Origin of the sequence: Bradyrhizobium sp. WYCCWR 12699 (assembly GCF_032144035.1) — a bacterium.
In the GTDB taxonomy this organism is placed as follows: domain Bacteria; phylum Pseudomonadota; class Alphaproteobacteria; order Rhizobiales; family Xanthobacteraceae; genus Bradyrhizobium.
In genome coordinates, this window is sequence record NZ_JAVTJN010000004.1 from 61,404 (window position 1) to 77,031 (window position 15,628).

Below are 15,628 nucleotides of genomic sequence, written 5' to 3' on the forward strand. Positions count from 1 at the left end.
TGGGCGCTATGGGAATAGTGCAGCGGGTGCGGCTGCGGGGAAGGCGCGCCTGTGGTCGCCGGGCGTCGGCGAGACGTTCATCGGATGTGAGCGGCCGGATTGATCGGGCCAAGGGCGCGATCCAGCGAGCGATTTGCTGCGCTGGGATGCGTGGCCGAACGATTGGCCGGGTGTTCGGAGACGAGTGCGGCCACGGCGACTTCGGACGTTGCCACCGCGAAGGTGATCACAGAAGAGGTGGATGGTGCAGGCGCTGGTCATGACGTATCACAACGAAACGGATGGTCGTGGGCACGGGCTCGCGGGACGACATCGACGCGGCGCATGGTGCCGCCGCAATGCGGGCAGACGGGGATCTGACATGTGGTGAGGGGATCGTCGCCGGCTTCTTGATCAGTCGGCGCGTTGCGGACAGCAAGGAGTTGACGGCAGAGAGCGATTTTATCGTTGCGTCCGCCATTGGCGAGGAAGCCATAGTGGCGGATGCGATGGAAGCCGTCCGGCAGGGTGTGTAGCAGAAAGCGCCGAATGAACTCATCGGCATCAAGCGTCATCACTTTGGCTTTACGATTCTGCCGATAGTCCTTCCAGGGAAAGCTCACCTTGCCGTCGGCAAGCGAGATCAGCCGACTGTTGGCGATGGCGACGCGGTGCGTATAGCGGCCGAGATAAGCCAGCACCTGTTCGGGCCCGCCAAATGGTGGCTTGGCATAGACGACCCAGTCGGTCCGTCGAAGTTGATTAAGGCGCGCGGCGAATGCAGCGGGATCGGTGAGATGGGCGAGAGCGCCAAAGAAGCTCAGCTGGCCAGCCGCGTAGGCAGCTTGCAGCTCTTGCAGAAACAGGCGGCGGAACAGCCGGGAGAGGACGCGCACTGGCAGGAAGAAGCCGGGCCGGCAAGCGACCCAGCGTGTGCCGTCGAGCGAGGGTCCACCGCCCGGCACGACGCAGTGGATATGCGGATGGTGTTGCAGGGTCTGGCCCCAGGTATGGAGGACGGCAGTCACGCCGAGCTGAGCGCCGAGATGCTTGGGGTCGGCTGCGATGGTGGTGAGCGTTTCGGCTGCGCAGCGGAACAGGATGGCATAGACGACGGCCTTGTTCTGGAAGGCGATCCCTCCGGCGAGGGCCGGCATGGTGAAGACGACGTGGAAATACGGTACGGGAAGGAGTTCAGCTTGCCGTTCGGCGAGCCATTGCGCGCGCGCCGCGCCCTGGCACTTCGGGCAATGCCGATTGCGGCAGGAGTTGTAGGCAATGCGTGTGGCGCCGCAGTCATCGCACTGCTCGACGTGGCCGCCGAGCACAGCCGTCCGGCATGCCGTGATCGCGCCCATGACGCGCCGCTCGACGCGGCCCAGATGCTCGGCACGGGCTTGTCGAAACACTTCGCCGTGGCGGCGGAAGATATCCGCCACTTCCAGAACCGGAGCCATGGCGCCCGCTCAGCCGGGCGGCACGACCTCCAGGTGGAGCCGGTCCAGCGGACTTGGCGTATTGCTGATGGTCTTGGTGGCGACCTGGGTATAGCGCGCCGTGCTGGCCAGGCTGGCATGGCCGAGCAGCACCTGGATGATGCGCACGTCGGCCCCGCTCTCCAGGAGATGGGTCGCGAATGTGTGCCGCAACGTGTGCACCGTCACCGACTTGCTCAAGCCGGCCGCCGCACAAGCTGAACGGCAGGCGGCGTGCAGCACGTTCGGGACGAGCGGACGCTCGTCGTCGCGGCCGGGAAACAACCATCGCTTTGGCCGAGTGAGCCGCCAATACGTCCGCAGAATCCTCAAAAGCTGCGGCGAGAGCATAACGTAACGGTCCTTGCCGCCCTTCCCGTGCTCGACCCGGATCAGCATCCGTTGGCTGTCGATGTCGACAACCTTCAAGAGGACCAGTTCCGATACGCGTAGTCCGGCGGCATAGACCGTGGTCAGCGCGGTACGGCTCTTCAGGCTCGGGACTGCTTCCAGGAAGCGCACGACCTCGTCGGCGCTCAGCACGACCGGAAGTTTGCGCGGTTGGCGCGCATAGGCGATGCGCTCCGGAACGGTGTCATGACCAAGCGTCACACCGTAGAAGAACCGCAGCGCGCACACGATCTGGTTCAGCGCCGGCCAGGACATCCCCGTCGCCACCAGATGAACCTGGAAGGCACGGATATCCTCCAGGTCAAGGCGGTCGGGAGAGCGACCGAAATACCGGCTCAACTTCGCTACGGCGTTGAGGTAGGATTGCTGCGTCGCCGGTGACAGATTGCGGACCGTCATGTCCTCGATCATGCGGCGGCGAAGTGGGCTGATCTCAGCCATCGGAAAACCTCCTGTCTGAAGGGTTGGGCTTCGAAAACCCGCAATCCTCTCAGACAGGAGGCAATCCTTGCTATGCCTCCCTACATGCCGCGCCAGCGGCTTCGTTCAATCCTATAAAACGCGGCAAAATCAACAATCTGCCAAAGTAGTGCTAGGCGCCGTCGATATAACAGTGGCCTGCGCAGGAGCGAGAGGCCTTTGAGGTGGTCGCGGATGGCGTTTGGCTGTTCTGAGACACCAGCAGACTTTAACTTGCAGGCGTTTCTCGGTCGCCTCACCAAGCTTGTGGAGCGGGGTTATGAGAGCGCGTCGGTCAGCTCCGGAACCGCCTGGTAGAGGTCGGCGACCAGGCCGTAATCGGCCACCTGGAAGATCGGCGCGTCCTCGTCCTTGTTGATCGCGACGATCACCTTGGAGTCCTTCATGCCGGCCAGATGCTGGATCGCACCGGAAATGCCGACGGCGACATAGAGCTCGGGGGCCACGACCTTGCCGGTCTGGCCGACCTGCCAGTCGTTCGGCGCATAGCCGGCGTCCACCGCCGCACGCGAGGCACCGACGCCGGCGCCCAGCTTGTCGGCGAGCGGCTCGATGTATTTGGCGAAGTTCTCGCGGCTCTGCATGGCCCGGCCACCAGAGACGATGATCTTGGCCGAGGTCAGCTCGGGACGGTCGCTCTTGGCAACTTCCTCACCGACAAAGGTCGACAGGCCGGGATCGGCCGCGGCAGCGACGCTTTCGACCGGCGCGTTGCCACCGGCAGCTGCCGCCGCAAAGGTCGAGGTGCGGACCGTGATGACCTTCTTGGCGTCCTTCGACTTCACCGTCTGGATGGCGTTGCCGGCATAGATCGGACGCTCATAGGTGTCGGGCGCGACCACCTTGGTGATCTCCGAGACCTGCATGACGTCGAGCAGCGCCGCGACGCGCGGCATCACGTTCTTGAAGCGCGAGGTCGCGGGCGCGACGATCGCATCGTAGGACGGGGCCAGCGAAACGATCAGCGCGGCCAGCGGCTCGGCCAGATCGTGCGCGTAGGCCTCGCCTTCGGCGACCAGCACCTTGGCAACACCAGCGAGCTTCGCGGCGACCTCGGCCGCAGCCTTGGTGCCCTGCCCGCCGCCAGCGACCAGCACGTGGACGTCGCCGCCGAGCTGGGACGCCGCGGTCAGCGCCTTGTTGGTGGAGTCCTTGAGGACCTCCTGTTCGTGTTCAGCAATCAACAACGCAGTCATCAGAGCACCCCGGCTTCGTTCTTGAGCTTCGACACCAGCTCGGCGACGTCCTTCACCTTGACGCCGGCCTTGCGGCCCGCGGGCTCAGCCGTCTTCAAAACTTCGAGGCGCGCAGTGACGTCGACACCGTAATCGGCAACGGTCTTCTCCGCGATCGGCTTCTTCTTGGCCTTCATGATGTTGGGCAGCGAGGCATAGCGCGGCTCGTTGAGACGCAGATCGGTGGTGACGATCGCCGGTCCCTTGAGCTTGACGGTCTGCAGGCCGCCGTCGACTTCACGGGTGACCTTGAAGTCGGAGCCTTCGACCTCGAGCTTCGAGGCAAACGTCGCCTGCGACCAGCCCAGCAGCGCAGCCAGCATCTGGCCGGTCTGATTGCTGTCGTCGTCGATCGCCTGCTTGCCGAGAATGATCAGGCCGGGCTGCTCTTCTTCTGCAACCTTCTTGAGGATCTTGGCGACGGCGAGCGGCTCGACGGTGCCTTCGGCCTTCACCAGGATGCCGCGATCGGCGCCCATGGCAAGACCGGTGCGGATCGTCTCCGACGCCTGCGCCGGTCCAATGGAGACCACCACGACTTCGGCCGCCTTGCCGGCTTCCTTCAGGCGCAGCGCTTCCTCAACCGCGATTTCGTCGAAGGGGTTCATCGACATCTTGACGTTGGCGAGTTCAACGCCCGATCCATCGCCCTTGACGCGGACCTTGACATTGTAATCGACCACCCGCTTTACCGGCACTAAGACCTTCATCAGGGTTTCCTCAACAATTGCAGCAGTTGACATCTGTTGAAGGATAGTATCTCATGCTACTACCATATTCCAGGAAGCAGGGAAGGCGGAATCTGCGAGCCCAAGACCCCGCCAGGAAAGAACTCGTATTATGCCTCGTGAATTCGACGCTGACGTCATCGTGGTAGGGGCAGGAAATGCTGCCGCTTGTGCGGCCATATCCGCCAGCAATAATGGCGCGACTGTCCTCATGCTTGAGGCGGCGCCTCGGGACGAGCGGGGAGGGAACTCGACCTATACGGCGGGCGCCATGCGATACGTCTTCAATGGTGTGGAGGACGTGCTAAGCGTAGTGCCGGACATCAATCCCGATACGTTAGCCAATACTGATTTCGGCACTTACACCGAGGACCAATTTTTCGATGACATGTTTCGCGTGACGCAATTCAGGACCGATCCTGACTTATGCGAGATTTTAGTCAAGCGCAGCTTGCCGACGCTTCGGTGGATGCGAGAGCAAGGCGTTAGGTTTCAAACTAGTCATGGGCGGCAAGCCTACAAAGTGAACGGACGGTTCCAATTCTGGGGTGGGCTCAGTGTGGAAGTGTGGGGTGGTGGTCCCGGTCTCGTGGACATGCTGCTAGAGTCCGCGGAAGGGAAGGGTATCCAGTTTCTTTACGAAACTGCCGCGGTCAGTTTGATCAATGACAATAGCGGGGTCGTTGGAGTTCGCGTCCGGCATCAAGGCAAGGAGCGCGATCTGCATTCAAATGCTGTCATCCTGGCGTGCGGAGGCTTCGAGTCTAATACGGAAATGCGCGCGCGGTATCTCGGACCAAACTGGGACCTGGCGAAAGTTCGTGGCACACGCTTCAATACCGGCGCTGGAATCCAAATGGCGCTTGCGATTGGTGCAATGCCATGTGGACATTGGTCCGGAGCACATGCCGTCGGCTGGGACCAAAATGCTCCGGCGTTCGGCGATCTCGCAGTAGGGGATGCCTACCAGAAGCACAGCTACCCATTCGGCATCATGGTCAATTCCCGAGGCCAACGCTTCCTTGATGAGGGAGCCGATTTTCGCAATTATACCTATGCCAAGTATGGTCGCGAAATCCTAGCGCAACCCGGCCAGTTCGCTTGGCAGGTATTCGATGCTAAGGTGCATCACCTTTTGCGCGACGAATACAGGATCCGGCAAATCACCAAGATTACGTCGGATACCCTGGAGGGTCTCGCCGACCAACTCGAAGGCGTTGATCGCAACGCCTTTCTCAAGACCGTCGCTGAATTTAACGCATCGGTGCGGCAGGACGTTCCCTTCAACCCGAATGCGAAAGATGGCCGCTCCGCGGAGAGTTCGCCGCGCAAGTCCCATTGGGCCAACACGATTGATACAGGACCATTCGAGGCTTATGCCGTCACGTGCGGTGTCACCTTCACATTCGGTGGACTCAAGATTGACCAGAGCGGTCAGGTGCAGGATACAGCCGGCCTTCCGATTCCCGGCTTGTTCGCAGCTGGAGAGCTGGTCGGGGGGCTGTTCTATCATAACTATCCAGGTGGCACGGGGCTCACTTCAGGCGCTGTATTCGGGAAGATCGCAGGTGAGAGCGCTGCTGCGGCAGTCGCTGCAAGCAAGAGCCGTTCAGCGGCCTGATCAATAAGTTGCAGAACAAACTGCATCATAAACTGCCGACAGGGAGGCACAAAAATGGCTCGCTCAATCCAAAACAAGTTGCGTCGTGTAGCATTTGTTGTGGCATCCTGCGTGATGCTGATTCCAGCGCACGCCACGTCCAAAGATGCGCTGACAATAAAGATAGGTCTGCAAGCCGTTCCAACCGACGACGTTTATCGCACCAAGGATTGGGGCGCAAAGTACAACCTTAAGGTTGACATCGGGAGCTATAGCTCTGGAAGCGAAATACTCAAGGCGTTTGTCGCCGGGCAAATCGATATCGGCAACGGAGGCTCAGGTCGACTAATCACTATGGCTGCGATGCAGCCCAATCTGTTCTACATTATTGCCGCCGATCAGTATGGGGGCGATCGCTACGGCGTAATTGTCGCGAACCATTCATCTGTCAAAGCGGTGGCTGAACTCAAAGGAAGGAAGATCGGCGCGGTTGCCGGATCCGGCTCTTTCAGCACTTTCCGTGTCTTTTTAGACAAGAACGGGATGAAGGAAGGCGACTTCCAGATCGTCAATATGAAGGTTGAGGACCTGCGAGCCGCCGTGCAGCAAGGTGTTGTCGACGCTGCAGTGGCATGGGAGCCGCATGTTGCGATTGGCGAGACGATGGGCGTGGTAAAGCGTATTCAGTCGATGAAGGGCGTAAGTGAATCGCCGAACCTTGTGCTGGTGCGCCGCAAGTTTGCTGATGAGCATCCCGAGGCCGTGGCGCGATATCTTGCCACGTTGATCGATGCCGGCACGTACATGAAGACGCAACCGGACGATGCCGCCAGCAAGGTTGCAGCCGATATCAGCAAGCAGGGCGTGGACATCGATCCAAAGGCGCTGGAGCTTGCCTTGACGCGGATCAACGTCGATCCAAAGCTGACCGACGCGATGACCGACGAGCTCATGCCGGTTGCCGAGTCTATGAAGGCGGCCGGAAAGATTCCCAACATTCCGGACTTCAAGAGCCTCGTGCGCAATCAATTCTATGAGGAAGCGGCGAAACTCGCGTCATCTACCAACTAAGGGCTCCATCATGTCTAACGCGACGCCGTCGGCGCCGTTCGCGGGTGTTGCCGACGAGCAGAGGCTGCGTAGCATCTTGTACCGCGGGGCGGCATCGGCATTCTTGTTCGCGCTGCCAATCATCGTCTTCCTGTTAATATGGGAGACAACGGTACGTCTCGGCTGGATCAATGCGACGATCCTGCCTTCGCCATCAAATATCGCGCGGCGCGCGTGGGTGCTGCTTGATCCAGCCGATCCCGCCAAGAGCATATTGCTGACGCATATTGTCGTTAGTTTGTGGCGTGCGCTGAGTTCGTTCGCTCTGGCATGCGTGCTGGCCATCCCAATGGGCCTCTTCCTGGGCCTCAACAGGACGGCCTATCTGATTGCTTCCCCACTCCTGAGCCTGTTACTGCCGCTACCGGCAGTTGCCTGGGCTCCGATCTTCCTGGTCATTTTCGGTCAAGGCGATATCACGATCATTGCTGTCTGTTTCCTCGGTGCCTTCTTTCCGATTCTGTACAGTACTATCCAGGGCGTGCGCGCAATCGGCCGACACTCCTTGTGGGTCGTGCGCAGCATGGGCGCAAGCCGGTTTGATATCTTTCGGCGTGTGCTGTTACCCGGTGCGCTGCCGGCGCTGATCTCGGGGCTGAAGCTTGGAATGGCGCATTCGTGGCGCACGCTGGTCGCGGCCGAAATGCTAGCTGCGTTGACCCATGGCCTCGGATTCATGATATTCGCGGCGCGTTCCTATATGGACGTATCCACGATGTTCGTCGGCATCGTATGCCTGGCCCTGATCGGTCTCCTTATCGAACGTGGCGTGTTTGGCTCGCTCGAAGCACTTACCATTCACCGCTGGCACGGTAACGGAAAAGTGGGTAGCCATCGATGAGCGTGGACACATCCGGCATCCGTCTGCAGCGATATACTCGGTCCCCAGCCTCGTCCGGTCTCGCGATACCGATGGCTCGTATCGCGCTGATCCTGGTGCCGCTGGTGGCTTGGGAGGTGTGCTCGCGGTTAGGGTTGATAAACGGCTTCTTGTTTCCGGCGCCGTCCGCGATCCTCAACAAGCTTTGGGTGCAATCCGGCCCAAACGGAAACCCGCCATATGCAATTCTGTGGCACGTGGCAGACAGCATGCTGCGCTTGCTCTCGGGATTATCACTTGCGGTAATCATAGGTACCCTGCTCGGGGTTGGACTTGGCATGAGTCAGCGGGCGCGGCTGGTGTTTCAGCCAATCATTAGCATCTTGATGCCTGTGCCGACGCTAGCATGGACCCCCGTCCTGCTGTTGGTCATGGGTATCGATAACCGCACGACCATCCTAGTCGTATTTCTCGCAGCGGTTTTCGAAATGATATACATCGTCGCGAGCGGCATCGAAATGCTGAACGTCAAAATGCTTTGGGTGGCTTGGTCGATGGGCGCGAGCCGACGGCAGGTATTTTGGCGCGTCATTATTCCCGGCATTTTTCCTTGCCTGATCACCGGCACACGGCTCGGTACAGGTTACGCCTGGCGCGCTCTGATCGCCGCCGAGATGCTGGCCGCCAGCAGCTATGGCCTGGGTTTCATGATCTATGACGCCTCCGAATACATGAACATTGGCGTCATCTATGGTGGCGTGATGATGATTGCGGCGCTCGGCTATCTTCTTGAGAACGTTCTGGTTGGCAAGATCGAAGCTGCTACCATCGAGAAATGGGGAGTACTCAATGAGCGTTGAAACGGCAAAAATACTCCCGCTGCGCGACGGTGCCGGTACCAAGCCCAAGATTGTCGCCAAGAATGTCCAGAAGTATTTCGGAAACGTGCTGGCGATGGAGGACATTTCTTGCACGATCAACGAACGGGAATTCGTGGCTATCATCGGTCCAAGCGGTTGCGGCAAGTCGACGTTTCTGTACCTGATCGCTGGATTCGAGAAGGCAAGCCAGGGGGAACTGCTAATCAACAACGAACTCGTGGTGGGGCCAGGACCCGACCGTGGCGTGGTCTTTCAGGAGTTCGTGCTGTTCCCCTGGCTTACGGTGTTGCGTAATGCGACGCTGGGCCTGGACATCAAAGGTGTGCCACGGCAGGAAGCTGAGGAGCGGGCGAGGAAGTGGCTTCGTCTGACAGGCCTTTCGGGGTTCGAGAATGCCTATCCATCGTCTCTGTCGGGCGGCATGAAACAGCGCGTCGCCATCGCTCGGGCACTTAGTTACGATCCGGAGGTGCTGCTACTCGATGAGCCGTTCGGCGCACTCGACGTGCAAACAAAGAACTACATGATCCAGGATCTACAAAACCTCTGGGTCGAGGCCAATCGAACTATCGTGATGATAACTCATAGTGTATCAGAGGCCGTTCAGCTTGCCGATCGAGTGCTTATTCTGAGCTCACGGCCCTCGCGAATAATTGCGGACGTGGCGATCAAGCTACCCCACCCTCGGGACTTAAGGGACCCGCAGGTCCGGCGATACGAAGACGAGGTTACGGCTCTTCTGTCGGCGGAAGTCGACAAGGCGATGAAGCGCGAACGCCAGACGTTTGCTGGCCGCTCATAGAGCGCTGTGAATCAATAGCCCAGATTACCGCAGGCCGACACTCTAACGCTCTGATCAGCTTGCGTCGGCACGCCGGTGGCGCCGCGCCCGCTCCAAGAGTTGCCGGGCACGTTCGACGACGGGCTCGTCGACCATCCTGCCTTCCAGCGAATAGGCGCCGACGCCACGTTCGGTTTGCTGACGGGCGGTCTCGATGATCAATTGCGCCCTTGCGACATCAGCGTCGGACGGTGCAAAGGCATTGTTTAGGATCGGTACCACTGAAGGATGGACACAGGTCGCACCCGTAACTCCGTGACCGAATGCCTCCTCCGCTAGCTCGCGCATTAGTCGGACATCCTTGTAGTCCGCAACGGAGCCGAACAATCCGAACGAGTATTTTCCGGCTCCGGCAGCGGCCATGTGAACCAGCATCTTGGGTATCTTAAGTGCCTCATGAGTGGGATTAGCTCCCATCGATAGCGCTAAGTCCTCACTACCGCCCATCAGGCCTATCACCCGCTCGTGGGCGCGTGCGATGTCGTCCGCTTTGGCCAAAATCTTGACGGACTCGATGACTGCGATCGCTTGGAGTGGCTCGCGACGGTCATGATCCCGTTCGGTTCGCTCAGCAACCTCTAGAAGCAACCGCACGTGCTCGGCGCCCTCGACTTTTGTAATCAGAATGCCCTTGGCACCACCGAGCACCGAAGCCTCGATATCTCGGACGGCAGCCGACAGAGGTCGATTAATACGCACCCAAATGTCAGCTCCTGCGGCAGCGCATCGTTTTATCGACGACGCAAGCCTATTGCGTGCCCCCTCCTTCTGTGCGGGCGCGACGCTGTCTTCAAGATCCAGGATTATGGCATCGGCGCCACAAAGCGCCGACTTTGCAATGAAGCGCTCAGATGAGGCGGGGACATAAAGCAGAGATCGGTACACTGGTGTCTTCCGGTCGCCTACGGGTCATTGGGATGATGGCTTAGCCTGCACGATGACGCCAGCCTCGCGCAGTTCTTCCAACCGGGCCTGCGTGATGCCGAGGGAGCGCAGAATCGCAAACGTGTGTTGACCGAGATCCGGAGCGGGCATCCGAATCCTTCCGGGCGTAGTTTCGAGCCTCGGGACCACGTTGTGCATTAAAACCGTTCCGAGTTCGGAGTCCGGTAACCCAACGACGATTTCGCGAGCTTGAACATGGGGGTCATCCAAGAATTGATCGATGTCGTAGATTGGTGCAGCAGTTACGTCTGCCCGCTCGAATATACTCATGTTATCTTCAAGCGTCCGCGCGGCAATGAATTCCGCGATAGGCTCCTCGCAAGCATCGGCGTTTTTGATGCGATCAGAGTTCGTCAAAAATCGGGGATCCACGATCATGTCAGGGCGACCGATAGTCCGGAACAACCTCTCGGCCACAACTTGCATCGAGGCGGAGATTGCGATCCAGCGAGAGTCGCTGGTACGGAATGTGTTGCGCGGCGCTCCGGTAAGCGATCGACTGCCGGTCCGCGGGCGTACCTGCTGTGTTAGTTGATAGATTCCGGCTTCGGGACCGAGGAGGGAAAAAAGCGGATCTAACAAGGGCAAGTCGATAACCTGGCCGTTACCCCCGCTCACTTCTCGATGCCTGAGCGCAACCATGGTTGCCCCAAATCCGTAAATGCCCGCGACCATATCGGCGAGCGTGGCGGGTGGCAGCAGCGGAGGTCGATCAGGGAATCCGTTGCGGGAAGCGAAGCCTGACATGCCTTCGACCAGAGTGCCGAAGCCGGGCCTGTCCCGATAGGGACCGGTCTGCCCCCATCCCGAGATTCTCACGATGATCAGTCCTGCATTCTGTGCTCGAAGGACCTCGGGCAACAAACCCAGCTTTTCCAGACCTCCGGGTCTGAAGTTCTCGACCAGCACGTCCGCCGTCGCGAGCAGATCCGATAGGATCGTCCGACCTCTCTCGTCGCGAAGGTCTAGCGCGACACTCTTCTTGTTCCGGGCGTAGGTCTTCCAATGGATGCTGACATCGTTGACCCGCCAAGCGCGCAGAGGGTCGCCCGAGACGATGTCCTCAATCTTGATGACTTCGGCTCCGAAGTCGGCGAGCTGCAGGGTGAGCATATTCCCGGCGACCAGACGCGAAAGGTCCACGACACGGACGCCGTTAAGCGCGCCAGCAGCCTCTGGCTCGAACTGCTTAGGTACGGCCTTCATTGCGCCGACTTAACGATGCAAGGCGGAAGTAGTGCCTGTACAGTACCCGCGGAGGTCCCCATCGATCCTCAACAAGCTGACTTGTATGGGGTAGTATTAAGTGATACGACCACATCCTGCAACATCCTTTCGGTGAACCCGATGTTCACCGCAGCTGGCAACCCGAAGTTAAGCAGAGAGTGCCCTCACTTGAAGAGTTGAACCAGGCCGAGGCTCATCGCGAGCAGAAGTATCAGAGACAAGGTCACCGCAATCGTGACTTTCCCGCCGGCCTTCGAAAGCACCCGGATATCGACACCCAGCCCGAGTGCGGACATGGAGACTACGGTTAGCACGCTGGCGAGCTTCGCAACGGGGGCGGCAACGCTGCTGGGTATGATCTGCAACGAACGAAGGCCGGCCAGTACCAAGAAGCCGATGATGAACCAAGGTACCAATTTGATGAGGTTAATGCGCTTGCCGGGCGCGACTTCGCCACGCAGGCGTGGTGCGACAAGCGACAAGCCGACCACCAACGGCCCTAGCATGAGGACCCGAACGAGCTTCACCACGGTGCCAATTTGAGTGCTGACGATTCCTGCCGGAACGGTCGCGGCAAGCACCTGGGGAACGGCGTACACGGTGAGGCCGGCGAGAATCCCGTACTGAGTAGCCGAGAGCTCCAAGAGTGGAATGAGCAGTGGAAGCCCGAGCACCATCAGCACGCCAAGGACCGCGGTGAAGGAAATCGATGACGCGATATCATCGCCATCTGCCCCTATAACGGGGGCGACCGCGGCGATCGCGGAATTGCCGCAAATGGAATTTCCGGAGGCGATCAGGAGCGAAAGCTTAGTGGGTAGGCCGAGCATGCGGCTGAGGCCGAAACTCACGGCAAGCGTGACCGCAACCGTTCCGACGATCGCGGCAATCAGAAATAATCCGGAAGGCAGGATTGCCCCAAAGCTGATCGAGGCCCCGAGCAGCATCACGGCCACTTCGAGAAGTTGTTTCGCGCTGAAGGCGATTCCGACCTTCCAGCGCTCGGAAGTAGTTGAGACGCTGCGGATCATCATCCCGAGCAGGATGGCGATGACCAAGGCTTCAACATAGGGATGTTGGAAGATGTGCTCCTCGGCCTCCTGGATTCCAATCGACAGCAGCGTCAGGAGCACGCATAAGAGGATGCCGGGAAGCAATGCAACCAAACGACCGGCAGGCGCGTCTACCTTGCTCGATTTGGGAAGATCTTTGCATGGAGCCATGAGTCCCTCGCCAGCCGACAAGGCTATGCCCGAGAACCAAGGGCTCATAACAGTAGAATTTTGATCTAGGCCGATAAGCAGGCGTTATGCCAATGAATTTGCATTTCCTCCGCTTCTTTACCACCGTCGCTGAGGCTGGAAGCTTTTCGCGAGCAGCGGACATCTTGCGCGTTAGCCAGCCCGCGGTCTCGAAAGGAGTACGCGATTTCGAACTGCAAGTGGGCTGTCGCTTGCTGGATCGTACATCGAAAGGAGTACGTACGACCCGCGAGGGGCGGGCACTTCTCAGGCACGCAGAAAATCTGTTCGCTGCCGAGCGGGCCGCCGAAGAGGAACTGTCGTCGCTGCGCAACCTCGCGAGCGGATCGCTTCACATCGGGGCAAGCACCACGATCGCGACCTACATGATCGCTGAGTACATAGGCAGCTTCCGGCGCAGGTATCCGAGCATCGATGTGCATCTGGTAAGCGCCAACACGCGGGATATTGCCGGAATGATGCGCGCGCATGAAATAGAGATCGCCCTCGTGGAAGGACCGGTCGAAGACGATGATCTCGTCAGTACGGCCTGGCGGACGGACATGATGAGCCTGATAGCAGGTCCGACTCACGCCTTCGCATTATCGGAAAATCACGTGTATGCGGCGGCCCTCGAAGATGAAATCCTGATCGTTCGGGAACCAGGCTCCGGCTCACGGGAGATCGTCGCGCAGGCGCTGTTGAACCATGGCGTGCGGCCGCGCAAAACCCTCGAAATCGGCAGCACGGAAGCGATCAAGCAAGTTGTCGCATGCGGTCTTGGTGTCTCGATCGTCTCAACATCAACCATTGGCGATCAGATCAAGCTTGGCCGGCTCAAGGCGATAAAAATGAAGGATCTGCAGATATCGCGCACGCTTTGGCACGTGGAAGTACGGGGACGAACCAAAATTCCTGCCGCGATTGCCTTTGAGCGAATCATAGGTGTCGCCCCATGACATCAATATGATGGAGTCGCGGGATCGTCTCGTCATTCGGAAGGCTTTGCTGGACGTGACGGCGGATCAAAAAAGGCGAGCGGCGCGAGATAAACCCAGTTTGCGTCAGCAACATCCAGAGAGCAACTTATCCGATCCACCATAGATAGCGAGACAGTTCGCCAGATGTCTGCTGCACTGCAATCCGATCAACGTCCGAGGGGTCCGTAGTCAGGACATCCCATCGCGGTTCTTGTGCCGACGCGCAAATTATTGGTGGTTGGCCGTTGGATGCAATGGTAGCGAGGTCTCGTTTTGAGCGGCCGTAATGGGAATATGTTCTCCGAGGGGGCGCCCCGACAGGATATTTTGGGCAGGGTCCTCTGTTGCTTGGAGGCTGAGACTGTGCCCCCAGTCCGCTCTCCGGAAAATCTGGCGAGTCGGGTGGGCCTGATTAGGTCGATGATTGTGGCCATCTCATCTCGAGCGCTCGCTTTGGCTGGCTTTGCGATCGGCTGGTCGCGATCTGGTCGAACGCGCCATCGCGATCAAGTCATGCACTTGACACGAAAGCCATAGTCATAAAGGCTGCTACCCATGTTAGTTTCGCTTTGCCCGCTGGATATCAAAGACTTGCGCTTCTATCAAAATTGAGCGCCGACGGCGTCGAGCGGCAAGGAGCTACGTCGGAATGGTCAGCTAGGGCGTGACAATCAAGCTTCGAAGGCGAATTGATCAACTGAGGCAAAGCACTTCTTGTCGACGGGTGGGGGCGCTGCTTGGCTCAAATCAGGAAAAATCGGGTGAGCGGCGATAAGCAAGCTAATCTAAGTGAGTTGATGCCAGACTTGCTCGCTCTGGGTTTTAGCGAGTACGAAGCGCGTGCCTACCTCGCGCTCTATGAGCTTTCGCAGGCGACTGCCTACGAAGTAGCCAAACTTGCAGGCTTACCCAAGGCGAACGCATATTCTGTCCTCGAGAGTCTGGCAAAGAAGGAGGCGGCTCAACCGATCTCCGAAACTCCACTGCGGTATGTGGCGGTAGCGCCCAAGGTTCTGTTTGAGCGAATTGCGACAGCGACGAGCAAGCGCTGCGCAAAGTTGATCCGAACGATTCCGGCTGTTTCACAGTCCAACGACGGTGGCTACGTATGGACCATTAACGGCGAGGACGCGATCGCCGCCAAGATGGAGGCTATGATCGACGGAGCGAAATCACACATTTGGGTAAAAACAGAAGAGAAAATACTGCTGCCGCACCGCGACGCGCTTCGACGTGCTGCAGACCGCGGGGTTGCGATTCTCATCATCCTTTTCGGGACTCAAGTCGAGAAGTTTCAATTCGGTGCGAAGTCGCGAACTTATCTCCACGAGGGAAACGGCATTCCCGTGGGAATCGCACCGCATCTTGTAACCCTTACAGTGGATTTCGAAGAAGCTCTGGTGGCGGAGATTCGTGCGCAAGGCGGCTCCTACACGCGAAATAAGCCGATAGTTAATCTTGCTGACTCCCTATTGCGGCACGAGATCTACTTCGCGGAAATATTCGAAATGTTCGGGCAACCGATCCAGAAGACGTTCGGCCCCGCTATTATCGAGCTTCGAAGGAAGTATCTTCCCGCACCGCAAGTTGCGGCGCTGGAAAGCCTTCTAGGGCTTACCGCGAGTCGAGTTGAGAAAAAATCCAAGCTGAAAGAAGAAAAGATCTAACGCGTCTG

At 58.9% G+C, this 15,628-nt stretch carries 14 protein-coding genes; 7 read left to right on the forward strand and 7 right to left on the reverse strand.

Translation table 11 applies throughout. The annotated features are described in order from the left end of the window. Positions 1-257: 257 nt before the first annotated feature. The 4 genes from RPS27_RS03740 to RPS27_RS03755 all read right to left on the reverse strand — a co-directional run bounded on the left by RPS27_RS03740 (position 258) and on the right by RPS27_RS03755 (position 4,290). Positions 258-1,436: an IS91 family transposase gene (locus RPS27_RS03740; RefSeq protein WP_128955091.1), complete on the reverse strand. Its 1,179-nt coding sequence runs from the start codon at positions 1,434-1,436 to the stop codon at positions 258-260. A 9-nt stretch (positions 1,437-1,445) separates the two neighbouring features. Further along, a complete protein-coding gene (locus RPS27_RS03745) occupies positions 1,446-2,306 on the reverse strand; it encodes a tyrosine-type recombinase/integrase (RefSeq protein WP_128929693.1) in 861 nt (286 codons plus the stop codon). Between the two features lie 296 nt (positions 2,307-2,602). Continuing rightward, positions 2,603-3,541, reverse strand: coding sequence for an electron transfer flavoprotein subunit alpha/FixB family protein (locus RPS27_RS03750; RefSeq protein ID WP_128955090.1), 939 nt, complete (start codon positions 3,539-3,541; stop codon positions 2,603-2,605). Then, positions 3,541-4,290 (reverse strand): electron transfer flavoprotein subunit beta/FixA family protein, encoded by a 750-nt coding sequence (locus RPS27_RS03755; protein ID WP_128929692.1) that lies wholly within the window; start codon positions 4,288-4,290, stop codon positions 3,541-3,543. Before RPS27_RS03755 ends, RPS27_RS03750 begins: the two co-directional genes overlap by 1 nt. Before the next feature lie 130 nt (positions 4,291-4,420). On the opposite strand from RPS27_RS03755, the gene tcuA reads away from it, so the two are divergent. The 5 genes from tcuA to RPS27_RS03780 all read left to right on the forward strand — a co-directional run bounded on the left by tcuA (position 4,421) and on the right by RPS27_RS03780 (position 9,521). Beyond that, positions 4,421-5,929, forward strand: coding sequence for an FAD-dependent tricarballylate dehydrogenase TcuA (gene tcuA, locus RPS27_RS03760; protein ID WP_128929691.1), 1,509 nt, complete (start codon positions 4,421-4,423; stop codon positions 5,927-5,929). 54 nt (positions 5,930-5,983) lie between these two features. Continuing rightward, positions 5,984-6,979, forward strand: a complete 996-nt coding sequence (locus RPS27_RS03765) for an ABC transporter substrate-binding protein (protein ID WP_206733163.1) — start codon at positions 5,984-5,986, stop codon at positions 6,977-6,979. Between the two features lie 10 nt (positions 6,980-6,989). Beyond that, a complete protein-coding gene (locus RPS27_RS03770; RefSeq protein WP_128955089.1) occupies positions 6,990-7,859 on the forward strand; it encodes an ABC transporter permease in 870 nt (289 codons plus the stop codon). Positions 7,860-7,930: 71 nt separating this feature from the next. After that, positions 7,931-8,698: an ABC transporter permease gene (locus RPS27_RS03775; RefSeq protein WP_128929689.1), complete on the forward strand. Its 768-nt coding sequence runs from the start codon at positions 7,931-7,933 to the stop codon at positions 8,696-8,698. After that, positions 8,688-9,521 carry an ABC transporter ATP-binding protein gene (locus RPS27_RS03780; protein ID WP_128929688.1) on the forward strand — a complete coding sequence of 278 codons (834 nt, stop codon included), beginning with the start codon at positions 8,688-8,690 and terminating at the stop codon, positions 9,519-9,521. The genes RPS27_RS03775 and RPS27_RS03780 overlap by 11 nt, the downstream gene beginning before the upstream one ends. 54 nt (positions 9,522-9,575) lie before the next feature. On the opposite strand, the gene RPS27_RS03785 is transcribed toward RPS27_RS03780, so the two are convergent. The 3 genes from RPS27_RS03785 to RPS27_RS03795 all read right to left on the reverse strand — a co-directional run bounded on the left by RPS27_RS03785 (position 9,576) and on the right by RPS27_RS03795 (position 12,955). Then, positions 9,576-10,445: an HpcH/HpaI aldolase/citrate lyase family protein gene (locus RPS27_RS03785; RefSeq protein WP_128929687.1), complete on the reverse strand. Its 870-nt coding sequence runs from the start codon at positions 10,443-10,445 to the stop codon at positions 9,576-9,578. A 24-nt stretch (positions 10,446-10,469) separates the two neighbouring features. Then, positions 10,470-11,711 carry a CaiB/BaiF CoA transferase family protein gene (locus tag RPS27_RS03790; protein WP_128929686.1) on the reverse strand — a complete coding sequence of 414 codons (1,242 nt, stop codon included), beginning with the start codon at positions 11,709-11,711 and terminating at the stop codon, positions 10,470-10,472. A 185-nt stretch (positions 11,712-11,896) separates the two neighbouring features. Continuing rightward, entirely contained in the window at positions 11,897-12,955 is a 1,059-nt protein-coding gene (locus RPS27_RS03795; RefSeq protein ID WP_128929685.1) for a YeiH family protein, read from the reverse strand. Between the two features lie 92 nt (positions 12,956-13,047). Between RPS27_RS03795 and RPS27_RS03800 the strand changes: the two genes are divergently transcribed. After that, positions 13,048-13,932, forward strand: coding sequence for a LysR family transcriptional regulator (locus RPS27_RS03800; RefSeq protein ID WP_232995588.1), 885 nt, complete (start codon positions 13,048-13,050; stop codon positions 13,930-13,932). Between the two features lie 782 nt (positions 13,933-14,714). Then, on the forward strand, positions 14,715-15,620 hold the full coding sequence (locus RPS27_RS03805; RefSeq protein ID WP_206733164.1) for a TrmB family transcriptional regulator: 906 nt from the start codon (positions 14,715-14,717) through the stop codon (positions 15,618-15,620). Positions 15,621-15,628: the final 8 nt, after the last annotated feature.